An 18,221-nucleotide genomic window follows, 5' to 3' on the forward strand; every position below is an offset into this window, starting at 1 on the left:
TGACCGCCGGAACCCATCCCGCGTCACCCCCTCCCGATACGCTGGTGCGGGGCGCGCCCTCCTGGGAGCGGTGGGGGGTGGGGTACGCGCGGGGAGGCGAAAAAGGCCTGGTCAATCGGGTGAGCAGGCCGCCAGGCGTCGGGTGAGGAAACGCCGCTGCGGTTCCGAGCAGGGCAGCGCGAGCGCCCGGCGGTAGTGCTCCGCGGCCCGTCCTGGATCGCCGGCCCGCAGCCACAGCGCGCCGAGCACGGCGGGCAGCAGCGTGTAGTCCGGCAGGTCGGACTCGACGGCTTCGAGTTCGGCGATCCCGGCCGCCGCACCGTCCACCATCGAAAGCGCGATCGCGCGATTCAGCCGCGCCACCGGCGACGGCCGCAGCGCCAGCAGGTCGTCGTACAGGCCGACGATCCGGCGCCAGTCCGGCGACGAAGCCGTGCCGTGGCACAGCGCGATCGCCGCTTCGACGTGATACGCCGACATCTCCGGCCCGGTGCACGCCCGCTCGAACAGCCGCGTCCCCTCGGCGATCATCGCGTGATCCCAGCGGTCACGGTCCTGCTCCTCGAGAAGCAGCAGGTCACCGTCCCGGTCGACCCGCGCGGGCAGCCTGCTCCCCTGCAACAGCATCAGCGCGACCAGCGCCCGCACCCTCGGCAGATCCGTCTTCGGCTCGGCCAGCAGCAGCCGACCCAGCCGGATCGCCTCGCCGCACAGTTCGCCGCGCACCGCGACCTCGCCGGTGGTCGCGTCGTAGCCCTCGTTGAACAGCAGATAGAGCACGGCCAGCACACTGTCCACTCTGGACTCAAGCGCGTCCGGTCCGGGCAGGGTGAGCGGCTTCCCCGACTCTCGCAGCCATTTCTTCGCCCGCACGAGCCGCTGCGCCACGGTCGCCGGTTTCGTCAGCAGGGCCGCCGCGATCTCGTTCACCCCGAGCCCGCCGACGGTCTTCAGCGTCAGCGCCACCTGCGAGACCTTCGGCAGCGCGGGATGGCAGCACAGCAACATCAACACGAGTTCGTCGTCCGTGCGCCCGTCGGCTTCGTGGCCGTTCAGCTCCACGAGCCGCGGCACCAGCGCGCGCAAGGTCTGCTCGCGCCGGACGACGTCCATCGCCCGGTTCCGCGCGGCCCGGAACAGCCAGCCGCGCGGATTGTCCGGCACCCCGCTCTGCGGCCAGGTCCGCAGCGCTTGTTCCAGCGCGTCGGCGACGGCCTCCTCCGCCAGGTCCAGGCGTTCGGGGCCCAGCGCCCTGGCCAGCGTGGCGACGATCCGCCCGGCACTGTGCCGGAACAGATGCTCCACCACGCCGGCCGGGCCCATCAGTCCTCACAACCGCGTTCGCCGATCTTGCGCACCTCGATCGGTCCGAACTTCAAATGCGGATGCGTCGCGAAGATCTTCTCCGCCTGGTCGAGGTCCACGGCCTCGATCACCTGATAGCCGCCGACGATCTCGGTGGCTTCGGTGTGCGGCCCGTCGGTCGCGCCGACCTCGCCGCCGGAACCTCGCAGCACCCGGCCGCCCCTCGACAGCCCGCCACCGCCGACGAAACGGCCTTCCTTCGTGCGTTCGTCCGCCCAGGCGATGTAGCTCTCGAGCACGCGTTGCGCCTCGTCGGGGCCGAGGTGATCGTGCGAATCCGACTGGGATCGCAGGAAACCGACGTAGTTGGGCATGGTGTCCTCCTTGGGGAATCGATGGCCCCTAGACGAACGAGCCCCCGGCGAATCGACATCAATAACGGAAGAGCCGGTCGTGCAGTTCACGCTGCCGCGCGAACCAGGCACTAAGCCTGGTCCGGCGGCGACGGCGTTTCAACACCTGCTGGACTTCGCGCACGCAGGGCTCTTCTGGCGCGAAGGACTTCCCGGTCAGCAGGACGGCGTAGTGGCCGTCCGGGCAGCGGCCGGAAACGGAGATCATGCCCGGGGTCAGGTCGTCGACGAAATCGATCGAGCCGATCCCGACCACGGACCGCCGATCGCAGACGGGGCAGTAGACGACGAACACGTCACAGCTCCAGCCGCCAGGTCTGCCCGGTCAGCTCGTAACCGAAGCCTGTGATCGTCTCTTCGCTGACCAGCTGGAAGCCGGCCTTCCGATAGATCGCCCGCGCCGCCTCCAGCAACGAGACCGTCCAGAGCTCCATCGCCGGGTAGCCCGCCGCCCTCGCGAACTCGACGCACTCGGTGACCAGGCGTTTCCCGACACCCCGCCCGCGTGCGGCCGGTTCGAGCAGCAACATCCGCAGCTTCGCGGTGACGCCGTCTTCGGCGGGCATGCAGAAGATGCTGCCGACGCGCTCCCCGTCGAGTTCGGCGATCCAGCCGGCTTGGCGCGGATCGTCGCGCCTGTCGACGTACTCCGCGACGACGCGGGCGACGAGCGCTTCGAAGCGTTCGTCCCAGCCGTACTCGCGGGAGTAGAGGGCGCCGTGGCGGTGGACCACCCAGCCGAAGTCACCCGGCCGGGGCGGGCGCAGGACCAGCGTGGGATCCGCGGCGCGCTCGCCGACCAGCGAGGTGATCGTGTCCATGGCACCGAGCAGCCGTCGCTGCTCGTCGTCCCCGAACCGGCCGAGCAGTGTGCCGATCCTGCCCACCGACCGTTCGTCGAGGACGGCGAAGGCCTTGCGGCCGTTCTCAGTCAGCCGGACGATCTGACGGCGGGCGTCCTCGTCGCTGCGTTCACGGGTGAGCAGGCCGCGTGCCTCGAGCCTCGCGAGCAGCCTGCTCGCGTACCCGGCGTCGAGGTCGAGACGTTTGCGCAGATCGGTGACCTGAGTCTGATCCTGCTGCGCGAGTTCGAAGATGACCCTGGCTTCGCTCAGGGAGTACTCGGCGTCGGCCGGCCCTTCGTCGAGGACGCCGATCACGCCGGTGTACAGGCGGTTGAAGGCCCGGACGGTCGCCACCCGGTCCGCGGATCGATTCATTTGACCACCTCAACAGATTCGTTGACGAAGTCAAGTGTTACTCCGCGAAGCGGTGAAGGCAAGAAATCTTTCGGGTCCGGACATATGGAAACCCCGTGATGCTGCCAGGTCGGGGGTCCGCCAGCATCACGGGGTCGTAGTGGGTATCGACGCCGCGTTCCACGGCGTTACACCTCACGCACTATGTGTCGTAGGTCACTCGAACGGGCGACACCTACAACGGTTGTTGTCGGGTCAGCGCATGTGCGTGTGACGCGCCTGGGAGATAGCGATGAGCTCCTGACGAACGGTCGCGGTGGCCGCGGTGTCGATCGCCCGGTTCAGCGCCCGGCGAGTGCGAGCCTCGGCGCGACGGGCACGGAGCTTGGCGGCGATGTTGTTCATCGGTTTTTGTCATCCCCTTGGGAGTAGGTCTTGCGTCTTCGTGGCTGTGCTCCTAGTATGCACCCTTTTTCACAAGGAAGCCAACGATTATCCGGTGACTTGGCACACCTGCCGATGAATCATCGGCAACATGAGCGTAAAACCGGAGAGATTTGGTGGCGCCGGTCACTTCTTGATAACGCTGACGCTCTCTATGCGGCGGAAGAGTGCGGCTAGCGCAGAACCGCGTCGGCCCAGACCGCCGTGGCGCTGCACGGCGAGTCGATGTTGTCCACCTCGAGGAGCAACTGCTTGCCCTGGCCCACGGGCAGGTCCAGCACGTCGACCTGTCCGGCGCGAAGGTCTCGGGTGGCCAGCGCTCGCCCGTCGAGCTTCACCGCGAACCGTGTGACGGTCTCGGCGGGCGCGCCGTCCGCGATGCCCAGCGTCACGTGGAAACGCTGAAAACGCTGATCGATGGTGAAGACCTCATGGCCGTCGTCGGATTTCGAGCATGTGGTGCCGACATAGCTGTGCTTGAAGATCCGTCCGCCGACAGCGGCTTCGCCACGTCGCCAATCTCCGTAGCCGCCCTCGATCTTCGGCAGATCGATGAGCCACGCTCCGCCGTCCGCCGGCACGGGGGCTGACGAGGCCGAGGGTGGCGTGCCGGCCGCCGGGCCCGAGCCGGGCGGTCGATCGGGAGTGTTGTGTTCCGTTGCCAGCGAGAAGCCGAAGACTCCCGCGCCGGCGACCGCGACCGCGGCGCCGGCGGCGAGCCGGACGTCGACCGAGGTGCCCCATCGCCGCCAGATGGCGAACACTCCGAGGAGTACCGCGCCGAGGCTCGTCGCCCAGACGATCGGCAGTCCACCGCCGACGATCAGGACCGATACCGCCGCCACGTCGGCGACCACACCGAGCGTCTGGGGGAGGAATCGGGTGGGGGGCGCACTTCCCGGAGCACCGCCGACACGACGGAAGTTCATGAACGACTCTTCGCCGACCGAGCCTGCATGGCAGCGACGGTAGCGATTCTCGCCGCCGGGCTTCCGGGCGACTTTTTGCCGTTCTTGCGGGGCGTAGGTCCGCCATCGCTCGATGGTGCTGCGAATTCAGCAGCATCCTGCCGGTCGTCACCTGGTTTTCGTCGCCGCGGGCGACTTTCAAGGCGGTCGGCGTCCGAGCGCGAGAGGAGAAAGCCACTCGATCGAGTGGTGCAGTAGAGGTCTCTACCGCTTTCTAAAGCTGAATCTATAAAGCCTGAGAGAGGCTTAGTCCCGGCCGAGCAGGTAGTGGCCGAAGTGCGGAACGGTGAACGCGATGTGCCCGCGCTCGGCGGAGTACACCAGGCCCTTCTTCATCAGGCTGTCCCGCGCAGGCGACAGCGATGAAGGCTTCCGCCCCAGGTAGACGGCCACATCGGCGGTCCCGGCGGACTCGTCCCGGCCTTGCGTCAGCTCCGCCATCGCGAGCAGGTACTCGCGTTCCGCGGGTGTCGCGCGTTCGTAGCGGGAGCCGAAGAAGCCGACCGCGAGCTCGGACTCGGCCTCTGGAGCGGCGACCTGGACGTCCTTCACGGTGATGGGGTCCGCCGGCGCGGCGTCCCAGGCGGCCTTGCCGTAGGCCTGGATGAAGTACGGATAGCCGCCGGATGCGTCGAACAGGGCGTCCAGTGCCTCCGGTTCGATACCCGCGTCCTCACGTTCGATCGGCGCCATCACCGCGAGGTCGGCGTCTTCGCGCTCCAGCCGGTCGATGCGCGCGTAGCGGAAGAGGCGTTCCGAGTACGACTTCGACGCCGAAAGGACGGCGGGCACGTGCGGCAGTCCCGCGCCGACCACGACCAACGGCGCCCCGGACTGCGAAAGTTCGTGGCAGGCGGCGCAGAGCGCGGAAACGTCCTCCGGCAGCAGATCTTGGATCTCGTCGATCAGCAGCGCGACCCCGGTGCCGACGTCGGCCGCCAGCTCGGCGACCTCGGTGAATAGTTCGACCAGGTCGATCTCGATGTCGCCGGAATCGGCGCGGCCCTGTGCGGCGGGTACGTCGATGCCGGGCTGCCAGCGGTCGCGGAGCTTCGCGTCCGGTTTGTTGGCGCGCAGCGCGAACGCCTTGAGCACGCCGAGCACCTGCTCGACCCGGTCCGGCGCGCGATGCCGTACGGCGAGGTCGCGGATCGCGCGGTGCAGCGCGGCCGAGAGCGGCCGCCGAAGTTCGGTGTCCGGGCGGGCCTCGATCTTGCCCGCGCCCCAGCCGTGTTTGATGGCCCGAGAGCGCAGCTCGCCCAGCAATACGGTCTTTCCCACGCCGCGCAGGCCGGTCAGCATGAGGCTGCGTTCGGGTCTCCCCCGCGCGACCCGTTCGAGCACGACCTCGAAGGCCTGGAGCTCGCGGACGCGACCTGCCAGCTCGGGTGGGCGTTGGCCGGCACCCGGGGCGAAGGGGTTGCGGATGGGATCCACTCTCCCACGCTATCGGGGTTTCTAGCTCTCGCCCGATATTCCGCCATAGAGGGATAGGTGTGTCGTGGCGGGTTACTCCGAGTGGACGGGTCTGCAGCCCCGTCCCTCGTTCTTACTCACTCAGGTTGCGTTCCGCGTAGATCTTCATCGCGTCACGGATGTATTCCGCGGTGCCCGCGCCGTGCTTCTCGTCGTACTGCCCGTAGCGCGGGTCGTCGACGTACAGCTGCCCGAGACCGGCGAAGTAGCCCTTCGACACGGCCCGCACCCCCGGCCGGAGCCATTCGTACAGCCGCCGCGTGATCGCCTGGGCCTCGTCACCGTCGACGGGCAGGCCCTGCGCGCGGGCCTCGCCGAACGCGGCCGCGATGTCCTTCTGTTCCTGCTGGTGCGCCTTCTTGTCTTCGGCGCTCAGCGACTTCCACCACCGGTCACCCTGCTTGTAGGCGTCGGCGCCCCAGCGCTCGGTGACCTCCTTCTCGTACTTCGTGTGGTCGAAGCCGTCGAACACTTCCGTTGCCATCAGCTGTTCACCTCTCTCTGTTTTCCTCAAGGTCGTTTTGACCGATTCGATCTGCCGTCCGAGCCGCTGTCGCTCCTGCTCCAGCCACTTCAGGTGGGTGCGTAGCGCCGCTGTCGTGTCCTGCTCCCCTTCGAGGACTTCGCCGATCGCGGGCAGGCTCAGCCCGAGTTCGCGAAGCAGCAGGATCCGTTGCAGCCGCACCAGCGCGTCCTGGTCGTAGTAGCGGTATCCGTTGCTCCCCACCCGGCTCGGTTCGAGCAGCCCGATGTCGCCGTAGTGGCGCAGTGTGCGGCTCGTGGTCCCGGCCGAGCGGGCGATGTCCTGGATCGACCACTCCGTCTCGTTCGGCATGTCCACGAAGGTAGAGGTTGACGTTGCGTCAAAGTCAATCGAAGTTCACCCGACCGTGGCATGGTTCACGAATGAAGACATTCGCGCTGGTCATGGCCGCTGCGCTGACCTTGACGACGGCCGGGGTCGCCGACGCGCAGCCGCGTCGCGCCTTCGACATCCAGGCCCACCGCGGCGGGCTCGGCCTCACGGTCGAGAGCACGCTCGCGTCCTTCGGCAAGGCGATGGAGCTGGGGGTGACCACGCTCGAACTCGACATCCAGATCACCAAGGACGGTCGCGAGGTGATCACCCACGACCGCAAGACGACGGCCGCGAAGTGCCGCGACACCGCGCCCGCGACTCCCGGCGACCCGGCGTACCCGTACGTCGGCAAGTACGTGAAGGACCTGACGTTCGCGCAGGTCCGCACGCTCGACTGCGGCTCGATCCGGCAGCCCGCCCACCCCGGCCAGACGCTCTCCCCCGGCGCCAAGATGCCGACGCTCGCCGAGCTGTTCCAGCTCGCCCGCGACCACCGTGCCTGGGGGATCAAGTTCAACATCGAGACGAAGGTCGAGGCCGCCGCCCCGCACGAGACGGCGCCGCGTGAGCAGTTCGTCCAGCGGGCGGTGCGCGAGATCGTGCGTGGCGGGTTCGCGCACAACGTCTCGATCCAGAGCTTCGACTGGGGCGCGCTGATGCGGTTCCGCGAGGTCGCGCCGTGGATCCCGACGGTCGCGCTGACCCAGCCCGAGTTCTTGCAGGTCGGGCAGCCGGGCAAATCGCCGTGGCTCGGCGGGTTGGACATCGACGACTTCGGCGGCAGCCCCGTCCGCGCGGTGAAGTCGTTCGGTGCGAAGGCGCTCTCGCCGGTGCACGGCAACCCGCAGGGCGGCAAGATCGGCGACCCCGACTACCGGCCGTTCACCACGAAGGCGCTGGTCACCGAGGCGCACCGGGCGGGGATCAAGGTCGTGCCCTGGACGATGAACGACCCGGCGACCATGCACAAGCTCATCGACGACGGCGTCGACGGCATCATCACCGACTACCCGGACCGGCTGCGGCAGGTCGCGGCCGATCGCGGCTTCAAGCTGCCGAAGGCGTATCGAGCCCGCTAGCGAAATCTAGCGCTTTCTAGCGTCAGAGAAATATTCCGGGATACACCGTTAGCGCGGTTCGGCGCGGTGGCGGGCGGGAAGACTGGGGATAGGTTTGTTTCCCGGGTCCGGATCCAGAAAGGTTTACGACCGTGATTCTCCGTCGCGTCGCACGTCCGCTCCTCGCCGCGATCTTCATCTCCGGCGGGATCGGCGCGCTGAGGGACACCCAGGGGCACGCCAAAGCCGTGGAGCCGTTCCTCACCGAGTCCTTCGACAAGCTGGAGGGCGTGGTGCCGGAATCGGTGCCGCGCGACCCCGCCACCCTCGTCCGGATCGACGCCGCGGTGAAGGTCGGCGCCGGGGTCGCGCTCGCCGCGGGCAAGGCGCCACGCCTGGCCTCACTGCTGCTGCTCGGCAGCCTGGTCCCGACCACGCTGGCCGCGCACCGGTTCTGGGAGATCAAGGAACCGGCCGAGCGTCAGCAGCAGCAGATCCAGTTCATCAAGAACGCCGGCCTCGCCGGTGGCCTGCTGCTCGCCGCCGCCGACACCGCGGGCAAGCCGTCGCTCGGCTGGCGCGCCAAGCGGGCTGCCGCCAAGACGGAGAAGCGCGCCGAGAAGCTGGCGAAGAAGGCCGAGAAGGCCATCACAAAGTAGCTCGGTTCCCCGCGGGAGTGTCATGAACGACCCTTTCCTGACGTTTTTCGTCAGGAAAGGGTCGTTCATGACATCCGCCGAACCGGTACCTCACTCGGTGAAAGCGGCGATGTCCTCCGCCTCGACGACGGTGCGGACCTCGACCTCGATCTCCTCGAACAGCGCCGCGTAGGTCTCCGCGAACGCGACGGCCTCCGCGAGGTCCTTGGCGTTGATCAGCGCGAACCCGCCGATGACCTCCTTGGCCTCGGTGAACGGGCCGTCGGTCGCGGTGATCTTGCCGCCGCGCGCCTTGCGGACCCGCGCGCCCCGCTCGGAGGGGTGCACACCCTCCGCCGTGATGAGGATGCCCTTCTCGAACGAGTCCTCGATGAAGGCACCCATCTTCTCGATGAACTCCTTGCTGGGGTTCCAGGCCTCCGGGGCGCTCTCGTCCAGCCGGTGCATCATCAGAAACCGCATCGTCGCTCCTCAGTGTCTTGGCGGGGCTGTTTCTACCCCGCCTTCACCGACGCGTCGAGCGGCTCGACGGCGGTTCGACATTTCTGCACAAAAGTTTTCTAGCGGCTCGCGACCTTCTTGTACTGGGCCGTCGCCAGCGGCGCGAAGATCGCGATGATGGCGATGCAGCACAGGATCGCGTACAGCGACGCGTGCTCGGCAGGCCAGCCCGTCGGGGGTGCGCCGAAACGGTTTCCGAACAGGTCACGGGCCGAGTTGATCACCGCGGTGAACGGGTTCCAGTCGGCGATCGCCTTCAGCACGCCCGGCAGCTTGTCCGCCGGGACGAACGCCGTCGAGATGAAGCTCAGCGGGAACATCCACATCAGCCCGGCGCTCTGGGCCACCTCCACACTGCGCGCGACGAGCCCGATCCAGGCGCCGACCCAGGACAGCGCCCAGGCGAACATCAGCATCACCAGGTAGCCGAGCACGGCGTCGAGGAAGCTGCCGCGGATCCGCCAGCCGACCAGCAGCCCGCACAGCGACATGACGACCAGCGCGACCACGCTGATCACCAGGTCGGACGTCGTGCGGCCGAAGATCACCGCGAGCCGCGAGATCGGCAGCGAACGGAACCGGTCGATGATGCCCTTCTGCAGGTCGTTCGCGAACCCGATCACGGTGAACGCCGAGTTGAACGCGACCGTCTGCGCGAAGATGCCGGCGATCAGGAACTCCCGGTACGCGAGCCCGCCCGCCTCCCCGCCGATCGCGTCTCCGAAGACGTACGCGAACAGCAGCACGAACATGATCGGCTGCAGGGTCGCCGCCATCAGCCAGTCCGGGTTGCGCTGGACGTTCTTCAGGTTCCGCCAGGTGATCACGCCACCGTCGGAAAAGGCCTTCGCGACCGCGCTCACTTCTTTTCCCCCTCGTCCGTGGCGTGCCCTGTCAGCGAAAGGAAGACGTCGTCGAGGGTCGGCCGGTGCAGCGCGACGTCCTGGACGGCGACACCTTGCGCGTCCAGCCGCCGCAAAGCTTCGATCAGCGCCTTCGGTCCGCCCTCGACCAGCACGTCGACCTTGCGGGTGTGCTCGTCGACCGACGGTGTGCCCGAGCCGACCTCGGTGAGCACCTGCGTGGTCATGGCGAGGTCGCTCGTATTCGCCACGACGAGCTCCAGCCGCTCGCCGCCGATCTCCTGCTTGAGCTCGTCGGCGGTGCCGCGCGCGATGACCTTCCCCTTGTCGATCACCACGATGGAGTCGGCGAGCTGATCGGCCTCCTCCAGGTACTGCGTGGTCAGCAGCACGGTGGTGCCGTCGGCGACGAGTTCCTTGATGACCTCCCAGGTGTCGATCCGGCCGCGCGGATCGAGCCCGGTCGTCGGCTCGTCGAGGATCACCACGGTCGGCTCGGCGACCAGCGCGCCCGCGAGGTCGAGCCGTCGCCGCATACCGCCGGAGTACGTCTTGGCGGGCCGATCCGCCGCGTCCTCCAGCCGGAACCGGGCGAGCAGCTCACGCGCCCGTGACTTCGCCGCGGCCTTCTTGCTCCCGTACAGCCTGCCGACCATGTACAGGTTCTCGAAGCCCGTGAGGTTCTCGTCCACGGCGGCGTACTGCCCGGACAGCCCGATCGACCGCCGGACGGCGTCGGGCTGGGCCAGCACGTCGTGCCCGGCCACCTCCGCCTCACCCGAATCCGGGCGGAGCAGCGTGGTCAGGATGCGGACCGTCGTCGTCTTGCCGGCGCCGTTCGGCCCCAGCAGGCCCAGCACCTTGCCCGTCGGGATCGACAGATCGACCCCGTCGAGCGCCCGGGTGGACCCATAGGTTTTGACCAGCGCTTTCGCCTGAACCGCGAACATGCGGTCAACCTAGACCCCGGCACCGACAAAGGCACCGGGGTTTTTCCCCGATCCGCTCCAGGCGAACGGTCTACTTCTCCAGGATGGCCGTCACGCCCTGGCCGCCCGCGGCGCAGATCGAGATGAGCCCGCGGCCGGATCCCTTCTCGCTCAACAGCTTCGCGAGGGTGGCGACGATACGGCCGCCGGTCGCGGCGAACGGGTGCCCGGCCGCCAGCGACGAGCCGTTGACGTTCAGCTTCGCCCGATCGATGGAGCCGAGCGGCTCGTCGAGGCCCAGCTTCGACTTCGCGAACTGCGGGTCCTCCCACGCCTTGAGGGTGGCGAGCACCTGCGAGGCGAAGGCCTCGTGGATCTCGTAGAAGTCGAAGTCCTGCAAGGTGAGCCCGGCGCGCGTGAGCATCTGCGGGACGGCGTACGCGGGCGCCATCAGCAGGCCTTCGTCGCCGTGGACGTAGTCGACGGCCGCGGTCTGCGAGAACGTCAGGTACGCCAGCACCGGCAGCTTGCGCGCCTTCGCCCACTGCTCGGTCGCGAGCAGGACCGTCGACGCGCCGTCGGACAGCGGCGTCGAGTTGCCCGCGGTCATCGTGCCGTCAGGGCCACCGAAGGCGGGCTTCAGCTTCGCGAGCTTCTCGACGCTGGAGTCCGGCCGCAGGTTCTGGTCGCGCGCCAGTTTGAGGTACGGCGTCACCAGGTCGTCGAAGAAGCCCTTGTCGTACGCGGCGCCGAGCCGCTGGTGGCTGGTGGCGGCGAGTTCGTCCTGCGCCTCGCGCGTGATCTCCCAGACCTTCGCGGTCAGCGCGGCGTGCTCGCCCATCGACAGGCCCGTGCGCGGCTCGGAGTTGCGCGGGATCTCGGGGACGATGTGCCCGGGGCGCAGCTTCGCGGCGAGCTTCAACCGATCGGGGAGCGTCTTCGCGGCGTTGAGCTGCACGAGGATCTGGCGCAGGTCGTCGTTGACCGCGAGCGGCGCGTCGGACGTGGTGTCGACGCCGCCCGCGATGGCCGAGTCGATCTGGCCGAGGGCGATTTTGTTGGCGACGTTGATGATCGCCTGGAGGCCGGTGCCGCACGCCATCTGCACGTCGGAGGCCGGGGTGGCGGGGTTCAGCCTGCTGCCGAGGACGCTCTCGCGGGCGAGGTTGAAGTCGCGGGCGTGCTTGAGCACCGCGCCGGCGGCGACCTCGCCGATCACCTCGTCCTGCAGGGAGAAGCGGCTGACCAGGCCGTCGAGGGCGGCCGTGAACATGTCCTGGTTCGACGCTTTCGCGTACGGACCGTTCGAGCGGGCGAAGGGGATCCGGTTGCCGCCGATGATCGCGACCTTGCGCACGGGTGCCGTCCTTTTCGTGGCCATTTTTTCCACTCCTCCGTAGGCTCTCTCACACTGTAACCTACTAGCGAGTAGGTTAGAATGCGACGTGACGCAAACTGCACGGGAGGCACGTAATGGCTGACAGGTACCAGCAGTTCACGAAGAGCCCCGTGGGGAAATTCGTGGTGCCGAAGCTCGGCCTGCCGAACCCCGCGACGCTCCGCCGGTACAAGCCCGGCCAGCCCGCTCTCGAGGGTCCCGCACTTCTGGGTGCCGCGCCGGGCGGCCGCCTCGAAAAGGTGATCGAGGCGCAGCTGCACCGCGCGGGTATCGAGGTCGTCTCGGCCGCGACGGACAGGCACGCCGCGCTCGTCTTCGACGCGACAGGCGTGAAGGACCCGAAGCAGCTTCGCGAGGTCTACAACTTCTTCCACCCGGTGATCCGGAGCGTCGGGCCGTCGGGCCGAGTCGTCGTCCTCGGGACGCCGCCGGAGCTGGCCGAAGGCAACGAGCGGATCGCCCAGCGCGCGCTCGAAGGCTTCGTCCGCTCCGTCGGTAAGGAACTGAAGCGCGGCGCGACCGCTCAGCTCGTGTACGTCGCCGAAGGAGCCGAAGAGGCTACTGAGTCCACGCTCCGCTTCCTGCTCTCGTCGAAGTCCGCCTTCGTCGACGCCCAGGTCATCCGCGTCGGCACCGAGACCAAGACCGCCTCCGCGCCCGCCGACTGGGCGAAGCCGCTGGACGGCAAGATCGCCCTGGTCACCGGCGCTTCCCGCGGTATCGGCGCCGCCATCGCCGAGGTGCTGGGCCGCGACGGCGCCCACGTCGTCGCGCTCGACATCCCCGCACAGGGCGCGGACCTGTCGAAGGTGGCCAACAAGGTCGGCGGCTCGGCGCTGCAGATGGACATCACCGCCGCCGACGCGCCCGAGAGGCTCGCCGAGTACCTCGTCACCCGCCACGGCGGCGTCGACATCGTCGTGCACAACGCGGGCATCACGCGCGACAAGACGCTGGGCAACATGACCGAAGGCGGCTGGGATTCGGTCATCGCGGTCAACCTCGCCTCGCAGCTCGCGGTGAACGAGAAGCTGCTCACGGACAAGGTGCTGCGCGAGAACGGCCGCATCATCGGCGTCTCCTCGATCGCCGGCATCGCGGGCAACGTCGGCCAGACCAACTACGCCACCAGCAAGGCGGGCGTCATCGGCATGGTGAACGTCGGTGCGCCGAAGCTCGCCGAGTACGGCGGGACGATCAACGCCGTCGCGCCCGGTTTCATCGAGACCAAGATGACCGCCGCCGTCCCGCTGTTCATCCGCGAAGCCGGACGGCGGCTGTCCAGCCTCGGCCAGGGCGGGCTCCCGGTCGACGTCGCCGAGACGATCGCCTGGTACGCGAACCCGGCTTCGGCCGCGGTCAACGGCAACGTGGTCCGCGTCTGCGGCCAGGCACTGCTGGGGGCGTGAACATGGCGGTCAAGGAACTCCACGAGTCGCCGAGCCTGTCTTCGTTGTACCCCAAGGCGTTGCTCGGTTCGCTGCGCAAAAGCGGCGGGAACACGCTGCCGTCGACCGAATTCGTCCGTGAGGGCGTCGTCGTCGACCCGGCCCACCTCGCCGCGTACAACCAGGTGTGCGGATTCCGGCTCGACGACGTGCTCCCGGCGACGTATCCGCACATCCTCGCCTTCCCGCTGCAGATGGCGCTGATGACCGAGGACGACTTCCCGTTCCCGTTGCTGGGCATGGTGCACGTCGCCAACCGGATCACCCAGCACCGGCAGCTGCGGCTCGACGAGTCGTTCACCCTGCGCGTGCGCGCCGAGGATCTGCGCCCGCACGAGAAGGGCAGGCAGTTCGACGTGATCAGCGAGCTGCTCGTCAACGACAGTCCTGTGTGGACGGACGTCAGCACGTACCTGCGCCGCGGTGGCGGCAGTGGCGAGAAGGCCGCACGCGGTCAGCTCTCGCAGCCCTCGCCCAGCGCGATCTGGCACGTGCCCGGCGACATCGGCCGCCGCTACGCCGAGGTCTCCGGCGACCGCAACCCGATCCACCTGCACCCGATCACCGCGAAGGCCTTCGGCTTCCCGTCCGCGATCGCGCACGGCATGTGGACGAAGGCGCACGCGCTCGCGGCGTTCGAAGGCAGGCTGCCGGAGGCGTTCACCGTCGACGTCAAGTTCAAGCAGCCGGTCCTGCTGCCCGCCAAGGCCGCTTTCACCACGTGGAGCGAAGGCGACGGCTGGGCATTCGAGCTGTGGAACGCGCGCAAGCCGAAGCCGCACCTGGAAGGCTCAGTCGTCGCTCTCTGACGGCTTCCAGATCTCGCCTTCGACCAGGTCGTTGAACCCGAGCCAGACCAGGTTCATCAGCCACGAGGCGAGCACGCCGTCGGAGACATCGGGGTGGTCGAGCGCCCAGTCGGCCAGCGACTCGGCCGCCCCGACCAGCGCGGCGGACAGCCCGGCGCCGGAGAACTCGGCCTGCTCGCCGAGGCCCTTGCGCGTGCCCGCGGAGACGACCAGCGCGGCGACCAGCTCGATCGCGCGGGTGCGCATGTCGGTGATCTCCGCGGCGAAGGTTCCGCCGACGGTCATGGCTTGGCGGTGCAGCACCGTCCAGGACTCGCGATAGTCGGCGACGAAGCGGTAGAACGCGCGCAGACCGTGCCAAAGCTGCATGTCGGGCGGCAGATCGGGTTTGATCCCGTCCTGCACCGCCTCCAGCAGGCGGGTGGCTTCGCGGCGGATGCACGCGCCGAAGAGGTCTTCCTTGGAGCCGAGGTAGGTGTAGATCATCGGCTTGGACACGCCGGCGACCTCGGAGATCTCGTCCATCGACGCGGAGTGATAGCCGTAGCGCGAGAACACCGAGACCGCTGCGTCCAGGATCTGGCGTTCCCGCACCGCTCTCGGCAGCCTTTTGGCGCGTTCGGCGGGACGCGGCACTTCCTCGGACAACTCAAGACCTCCCATTAGCTCGCGTAAGACGCTACCGGGCTACCACCGTCGTGGGTGATTTCGGCACGCTTGCCCGCCTACCTACTGGCGGGTAGCCTTACGCCTTGGTAGGTGGAACTGGAGGGAAGATGACCGAGATCGTGGGGCTGACCGGCCGCGCGCTGGTCGACGCGCTGGAACGGATCGAGCCGGATTCGGCCGAAGCGCACTCTCTCGACGTCAACGAGGTCGCGGGCGCCATCGACCCGAAGGACCTCGGCAAGGACGACGTCCGGCGGCTGCTCACCGCGCTGGGACGGCTCGCCGAATCCGCGCCCGCGTTCGACCTCCGCAAGGTCGACCCGGCCCGGTTCGCGAACCTCGTCGCCCGCGCCTCACGCACGCAACTCGAAAGTGTCGTCGCCGAACGGCCGCTCCGGGAACGCGTGCTGCGCGAGATCTTCGACCGTATGGGCGCCCACATCCGGCAGGACCGCGCGAAGACGCTGCACGCCGTCGTCCACTGGCGGCTTTCCGGTGGCACCGGCGACGGCGGATACGACCGCTACGAGACGGTGATCTCGCACGGCGAGTGCACGGTCAGCCGCGACATGAGGGAGAAGCCGAGGGTGACGATCACGATCGCGCCCGTCGATTTCTTCCGGCTCATCACCCATCAGGCGACACCGGCTGTGCTATTCGTCACCGGAAAGATCAAAGTAAAAGGTGACCTGGCATTCGCGGCGGGCTTGATCGGTTTCTTCGACCTGCCGAAGCCGTCCTGAAGCCGGCCGAGCAGATACACTTCCGTGCCGTGCCCCGAAATTCCCCGAACCGGCGCTGGCGGGAGAAGGTACGCCTTTCCCGTCCGTTGAGGACGCACAAGACGCGCACCGGCGGCGAGCACGTCGTCAACGCGTTCGCGGAGAAGCTCGAGCTCGCCAAATTGAGCCCGGAGCAGTTCACGCAGGTGCTGGAAACCCTGCACATGCTGGGCGAAACCGGTGCGGGCATCGAGCTGAGCTCACTGGAGACCGAGGTGCTGGTCGACGTCGTGCAACGGGCGTCACGGGAGCAGCTCAAGGCGATCGCCGATCACCCGGAACTGCGTTCGGCGTTCCTCGACGAGATTTTCCGCAGAATGTCGGATCATTTCGTTCCCGAACGCGCGCGACATGTGGACTTCGTCGTCGCATGGCGTTTCACCGATGGTGACGGAGAAGACGGTTTCGATCGTTTTCAAACCGTCATCGAAGACGGTGTCTGCGTTTCGAGCACGGATCTCGCGCGGACTCCGGACACCACCATCACCCTTTCCGTCGACGACTTCATCCGGATGGCGACCGGCAACGCGGCGGTGGCGGCGATGTTCGTGACGGGCAAGGTGAAGGTGAAGGGCGAGTACGCGCCTGCCGTGCGGTTCAGCGGGTACTTCGACATCCCGAAGCCGAGCGGCGCCTAGCCACTTGTTTCGTCGAGAGTCCGCTGCCGTGTCCGGCGGTAGCGGACGTTCGGACTGCGCAGATTCTTCTCTGTCGCCTCGATCAGGCCTTGGCGAAGAAGAACGCCGATCCACCGGGACACTGTCCGGTCAGGAAGCCCTGTCTCCGCGACCAAATCGGCACGGCTCGCTTCCTTTTCGTCCAGCGCCGAAAGAATCTCCTCACGGCGATCGGCACGGCGTTGTTCCCGGACCGGGCCGTCGACGGATGCTGGAACGACGTCGTCGGCGAGCGTGTAGTGCGCGTACCTCCGCCCGCCGGCAGGGACGAGCAGGCCGCGGGCGACCAGATCGCCGAGTTCTTCGGTAGCGACACGGGAGTCCAGGTCGTTCGCGTTGCGGTAAGCCTGATTGTTGAGTGTTTCGCCGTGGAACAACATCGCGAGACCATGGCATTGACTGTCGGTCAGTCCATGTTCGTGAAGTGACGCGATCCACTGGACGGCACCGTCTCCCATCAGTGTGTGATTGGGGAACGTGGCCGAGAACGTGGAGATGTCATCGGCGAACCGTGGTGGACTGAGCTTGGCGTCTCGCATGGCGGCCAGCATCGCCGGAATTCCGGAGCCGCGATTTTCGCAGATCGGACGGTCCGAGCCGGGCAGTGGCGTGTCTTCCAGGACCTTCAGCAAGGTCGCGTTGCGAGCCGAGGAGGTGCCTTCCACGCCGAGATTTTCCTCGCGAACCGACCCGTAGAGGCCTCCGGGATTGCGAATGACGAGGCGGTCGGGATACATCTCGACCTGCACTTGAGTTCCCTGCGACGGGCCGGAGTAGTCGCGATGGACCAAGGCGTTCACCACTGCCTCACGTAGAGCCGTTTCGGGATACTCCCAAGTCTCGGCTCGCCCCGCGCCACGAATCGTGGATCGACGCTTCATGTTGCGGCGAAGAGCGACAAGGGCTTCGTCGACGATCGCCGGGATCGGTCCTTCTGCCGCGATGTTGTCGATGAACCTCGTGCCACTCCGAGGGTCTGGTCCCGACTTGGTCGGATAGTGGACGAAGGTCAGCATGAGCTGAGGGAAGAACTCCTGCGGATATTCGCCCAACGAGAGGAGCCCGGCCAAGGACAGCTCGTCTCCGACGAGGATCTTCGCGCGACGCAGCGCCGAGGTGTCGTCGAGGTTCGCGAAGGCCCTGCCGCGGTGACGGCGGAGGCGGCTCAGGAAGGTACCGGTCAGGGCTCCGTCGAGGTTGGCGACCGTGGTGCCGGGGACGGGCTGCTCGTCGTCTCGGGGTTGACCACGGTTCGCCAGCATCAACTGGACCTCGTAGGGACTCAGTTTCCGGTCTCCATCGGCGACCCTGATGAAGCTGCCCTGTGTCATGCCGGTGCCGCGGTTGTACGCGGGTTTGCTGCCGGCGGGCAGTTCGGCGATCTCGGCCACTACCAGATCAGCGTCTTCGAAGCGGTGCGTCCCGATCAGCGGCCGGAGAGGGGGCTCCAGGTTCTCCGAACACATCGCGGCCAGATCGGCCTCCAGCTTCGCCGCATCTCGGACGCCGGTCGCTTCGAACCCCTGGGTTTCGTCGAGGCCGAGGATCAGTACGCCGCCGTTGGTGTTGGCGAAGGCGGAGAGTGTCTCGCGGACGCTCTTGGGCAGCTTCGTCTCTGCGCGTTTTGCCTCCACGAACGCATGATCACCGCCTAGTACGCGGAGATTCGCGATGATCTCGATCAGTTCTTCGTGGAGCATGTCGCCGTCCTAGCTTCGCCACTAGCTTCGCCACTAACAGTGTAGTGGCGAAGCTAGTGGCGA

At 67.6% G+C, this 18,221-nt stretch carries 20 protein-coding genes; 6 read left to right on the plus strand and 14 right to left on the minus strand.

Annotation, left to right across the window (positions count from 1 at the left end; all coding sequences use genetic code 11):
* Window positions 1-111: 111 nt before the first annotated feature.
* The 8 genes from AVR91_RS36870 to AVR91_RS36900 form a co-directional block, all read right to left on the minus strand.
* A complete protein-coding gene (locus AVR91_RS36870) occupies window positions 112-1,323 on the minus strand; it encodes an RNA polymerase sigma factor (RefSeq protein ID WP_063274072.1) in 1,212 nt (403 codons plus the stop codon).
* On the minus strand, window positions 1,323-1,679 hold the full coding sequence (locus tag AVR91_RS36875; RefSeq protein WP_063274071.1) for a YciI family protein: 357 nt from the start codon (window positions 1,677-1,679) through the stop codon (window positions 1,323-1,325). Before AVR91_RS36875 ends, AVR91_RS36870 begins: the two co-directional genes overlap by 1 nt.
* Before the next feature lie 58 nt (window positions 1,680-1,737).
* On the minus strand, window positions 1,738-2,013 hold the full coding sequence (locus tag AVR91_RS36880; RefSeq protein WP_016338230.1) for a hypothetical protein: 276 nt from the start codon (window positions 2,011-2,013) through the stop codon (window positions 1,738-1,740).
* A 1-nt stretch (window position 2,014) separates the two neighbouring features.
* A complete protein-coding gene (locus AVR91_RS36885) occupies window positions 2,015-2,938 on the minus strand; it encodes a bifunctional helix-turn-helix transcriptional regulator/GNAT family N-acetyltransferase (RefSeq protein WP_063274070.1) in 924 nt (307 codons plus the stop codon).
* A 234-nt stretch (window positions 2,939-3,172) separates the two neighbouring features.
* Complete coding sequence (locus tag AVR91_RS43450) at window positions 3,173-3,322, minus strand: hypothetical protein (protein WP_007032374.1); 150 nt, start codon at window positions 3,320-3,322, stop codon at window positions 3,173-3,175.
* Between the two features lie 212 nt (window positions 3,323-3,534).
* On the minus strand, window positions 3,535-4,290 hold the full coding sequence (locus tag AVR91_RS36890) for an NPCBM/NEW2 domain-containing protein (RefSeq protein ID WP_076857522.1): 756 nt from the start codon (window positions 4,288-4,290) through the stop codon (window positions 3,535-3,537).
* Window positions 4,291-4,575: 285 nt separating this feature from the next.
* Window positions 4,576-5,766 (minus strand): ATP-binding protein, encoded by a 1,191-nt coding sequence (locus AVR91_RS36895; protein ID WP_007032375.1) that lies wholly within the window; start codon window positions 5,764-5,766, stop codon window positions 4,576-4,578.
* Between the two features lie 112 nt (window positions 5,767-5,878).
* Window positions 5,879-6,640: a MerR family transcriptional regulator gene (locus tag AVR91_RS36900; RefSeq protein ID WP_063274068.1), complete on the minus strand. Its 762-nt coding sequence runs from the start codon at window positions 6,638-6,640 to the stop codon at window positions 5,879-5,881.
* A gap of 71 nt (window positions 6,641-6,711) precedes the next feature.
* Here AVR91_RS36900 and AVR91_RS36905 point away from each other — a divergent pair, with 71 nt between their 5' ends.
* Both AVR91_RS36905 and AVR91_RS36910 read left to right on the plus strand, forming a co-directional pair.
* A complete protein-coding gene (locus AVR91_RS36905; RefSeq protein WP_063274067.1) occupies window positions 6,712-7,743 on the plus strand; it encodes a glycerophosphodiester phosphodiesterase family protein in 1,032 nt (343 codons plus the stop codon).
* Between the two features lie 131 nt (window positions 7,744-7,874).
* Window positions 7,875-8,381: a DoxX family membrane protein gene (locus AVR91_RS36910; protein WP_063274066.1), complete on the plus strand. Its 507-nt coding sequence runs from the start codon at window positions 7,875-7,877 to the stop codon at window positions 8,379-8,381.
* Window positions 8,382-8,471: 90 nt separating this feature from the next.
* Here AVR91_RS36910 and AVR91_RS36915 read toward each other — a convergent pair whose 3' ends face one another.
* The 4 genes from AVR91_RS36915 to AVR91_RS36930 form a co-directional block, all read right to left on the minus strand.
* On the minus strand, window positions 8,472-8,843 hold the full coding sequence (locus AVR91_RS36915; RefSeq protein WP_083715311.1) for a YciI family protein: 372 nt from the start codon (window positions 8,841-8,843) through the stop codon (window positions 8,472-8,474).
* A 98-nt stretch (window positions 8,844-8,941) separates the two neighbouring features.
* Complete coding sequence (locus AVR91_RS36920) at window positions 8,942-9,745, minus strand: ABC transporter permease (RefSeq protein ID WP_037334316.1); 804 nt, start codon at window positions 9,743-9,745, stop codon at window positions 8,942-8,944.
* On the minus strand, window positions 9,742-10,695 hold the full coding sequence (locus AVR91_RS36925; protein ID WP_016338223.1) for a daunorubicin resistance protein DrrA family ABC transporter ATP-binding protein: 954 nt from the start codon (window positions 10,693-10,695) through the stop codon (window positions 9,742-9,744). The genes AVR91_RS36920 and AVR91_RS36925 overlap by 4 nt, the downstream gene beginning before the upstream one ends.
* A gap of 70 nt (window positions 10,696-10,765) precedes the next feature.
* Window positions 10,766-12,055, minus strand: a complete 1,290-nt coding sequence (locus AVR91_RS36930) for an acetyl-CoA C-acetyltransferase (RefSeq protein ID WP_037334323.1) — start codon at window positions 12,053-12,055, stop codon at window positions 10,766-10,768.
* Between the two features lie 92 nt (window positions 12,056-12,147).
* Between AVR91_RS36930 and AVR91_RS36935 the strand changes: the two genes are divergently transcribed.
* Window positions 12,148-13,482: a 3-oxoacyl-ACP reductase gene (locus AVR91_RS36935; RefSeq protein ID WP_063274065.1), complete on the plus strand. Its 1,335-nt coding sequence runs from the start codon at window positions 12,148-12,150 to the stop codon at window positions 13,480-13,482.
* A 2-nt stretch (window positions 13,483-13,484) separates the two neighbouring features.
* Entirely contained in the window at window positions 13,485-14,330 is an 846-nt protein-coding gene (locus tag AVR91_RS36940; RefSeq protein ID WP_063274064.1) for a MaoC family dehydratase, read from the plus strand.
* Here AVR91_RS36940 and AVR91_RS36945 read toward each other — a convergent pair.
* On the minus strand, window positions 14,313-14,978 hold the full coding sequence (locus tag AVR91_RS36945) for a TetR/AcrR family transcriptional regulator (RefSeq protein ID WP_016338219.1): 666 nt from the start codon (window positions 14,976-14,978) through the stop codon (window positions 14,313-14,315). The genes AVR91_RS36940 and AVR91_RS36945 overlap by 18 nt on opposite strands.
* 128 nt (window positions 14,979-15,106) lie before the next feature.
* Between AVR91_RS36945 and AVR91_RS36950 the strand changes: the two genes are divergently transcribed.
* Window positions 15,107-15,742, plus strand: coding sequence for an SCP2 sterol-binding domain-containing protein (locus AVR91_RS36950; RefSeq protein ID WP_063274063.1), 636 nt, complete (start codon window positions 15,107-15,109; stop codon window positions 15,740-15,742).
* Between the two features lie 86 nt (window positions 15,743-15,828).
* Window positions 15,829-16,419 (plus strand): SCP2 sterol-binding domain-containing protein, encoded by a 591-nt coding sequence (locus AVR91_RS36955; protein ID WP_063274062.1) that lies wholly within the window; start codon window positions 15,829-15,831, stop codon window positions 16,417-16,419.
* Here the strand turns inward: AVR91_RS36955 and AVR91_RS36960 are convergent.
* On the minus strand, window positions 16,416-18,158 hold the full coding sequence (locus AVR91_RS36960; protein ID WP_063274061.1) for an ATP-binding protein: 1,743 nt from the start codon (window positions 18,156-18,158) through the stop codon (window positions 16,416-16,418). The two genes, AVR91_RS36955 and AVR91_RS36960, sit on opposite strands and share 4 nt — an antisense overlap.
* Between the last annotated feature and the right edge of the window lie 63 nt (window positions 18,159-18,221).

It is taken from the genome of Amycolatopsis keratiniphila subsp. keratiniphila, assembly GCF_001620365.2.
GTDB lineage: Bacteria > Actinomycetota > Actinomycetes > Mycobacteriales > Pseudonocardiaceae > Amycolatopsis > Amycolatopsis keratiniphila.

What these genes read in the sequence shown, in the direction of transcription:
- AVR91_RS43450 (WP_007032374.1), bottom strand. Translation starts at nt 3,322, where the DNA reads ATGAACAACATCGCCGCCAAGCTCCGTGCCCGTCGCGCCGAGGCTCGC.
- AVR91_RS36900 (WP_063274068.1), bottom strand. Translation starts at nt 6,640, where the DNA reads ATGCCGAACGAGACGGAGTGGTCGATCCAGGACATCGCCCGCTCGGCC.
- AVR91_RS36875 (WP_063274071.1), bottom strand. Translation starts at nt 1,679, where the DNA reads ATGCCCAACTACGTCGGTTTCCTGCGATCCCAGTCGGATTCGCACGAT.
- AVR91_RS36940 (WP_063274064.1), top strand. Translation starts at nt 13,485, where the DNA reads ATGGCGGTCAAGGAACTCCACGAGTCGCCGAGCCTGTCTTCGTTGTAC.
- AVR91_RS36930 (WP_037334323.1), bottom strand. Translation starts at nt 12,055, where the DNA reads ATGGCCACGAAAAGGACGGCACCCGTGCGCAAGGTCGCGATCATCGGC.
- AVR91_RS36885 (WP_063274070.1), bottom strand. Translation starts at nt 2,938, where the DNA reads ATGAATCGATCCGCGGACCGGGTGGCGACCGTCCGGGCCTTCAACCGC.
- AVR91_RS36950 (WP_063274063.1), top strand. Translation starts at nt 15,107, where the DNA reads ATGACCGAGATCGTGGGGCTGACCGGCCGCGCGCTGGTCGACGCGCTG.
- AVR91_RS36960 (WP_063274061.1), bottom strand. Translation starts at nt 18,158, where the DNA reads ATGCTCCACGAAGAACTGATCGAGATCATCGCGAATCTCCGCGTACTA.
- AVR91_RS36870 (WP_063274072.1), bottom strand. Translation starts at nt 1,323, where the DNA reads ATGGGCCCGGCCGGCGTGGTGGAGCATCTGTTCCGGCACAGTGCCGGG.
- AVR91_RS36915 (WP_083715311.1), bottom strand. Translation starts at nt 8,843, where the DNA reads ATGCGGTTTCTGATGATGCACCGGCTGGACGAGAGCGCCCCGGAGGCC.
- AVR91_RS36925 (WP_016338223.1), bottom strand. Translation starts at nt 10,695, where the DNA reads ATGTTCGCGGTTCAGGCGAAAGCGCTGGTCAAAACCTATGGGTCCACC.
- AVR91_RS36935 (WP_063274065.1), top strand. Translation starts at nt 12,148, where the DNA reads ATGGCTGACAGGTACCAGCAGTTCACGAAGAGCCCCGTGGGGAAATTC.
- AVR91_RS36905 (WP_063274067.1), top strand. Translation starts at nt 6,712, where the DNA reads ATGAAGACATTCGCGCTGGTCATGGCCGCTGCGCTGACCTTGACGACG.
- AVR91_RS36890 (WP_076857522.1), bottom strand. Translation starts at nt 4,290, where the DNA reads ATGAACTTCCGTCGTGTCGGCGGTGCTCCGGGAAGTGCGCCCCCCACC.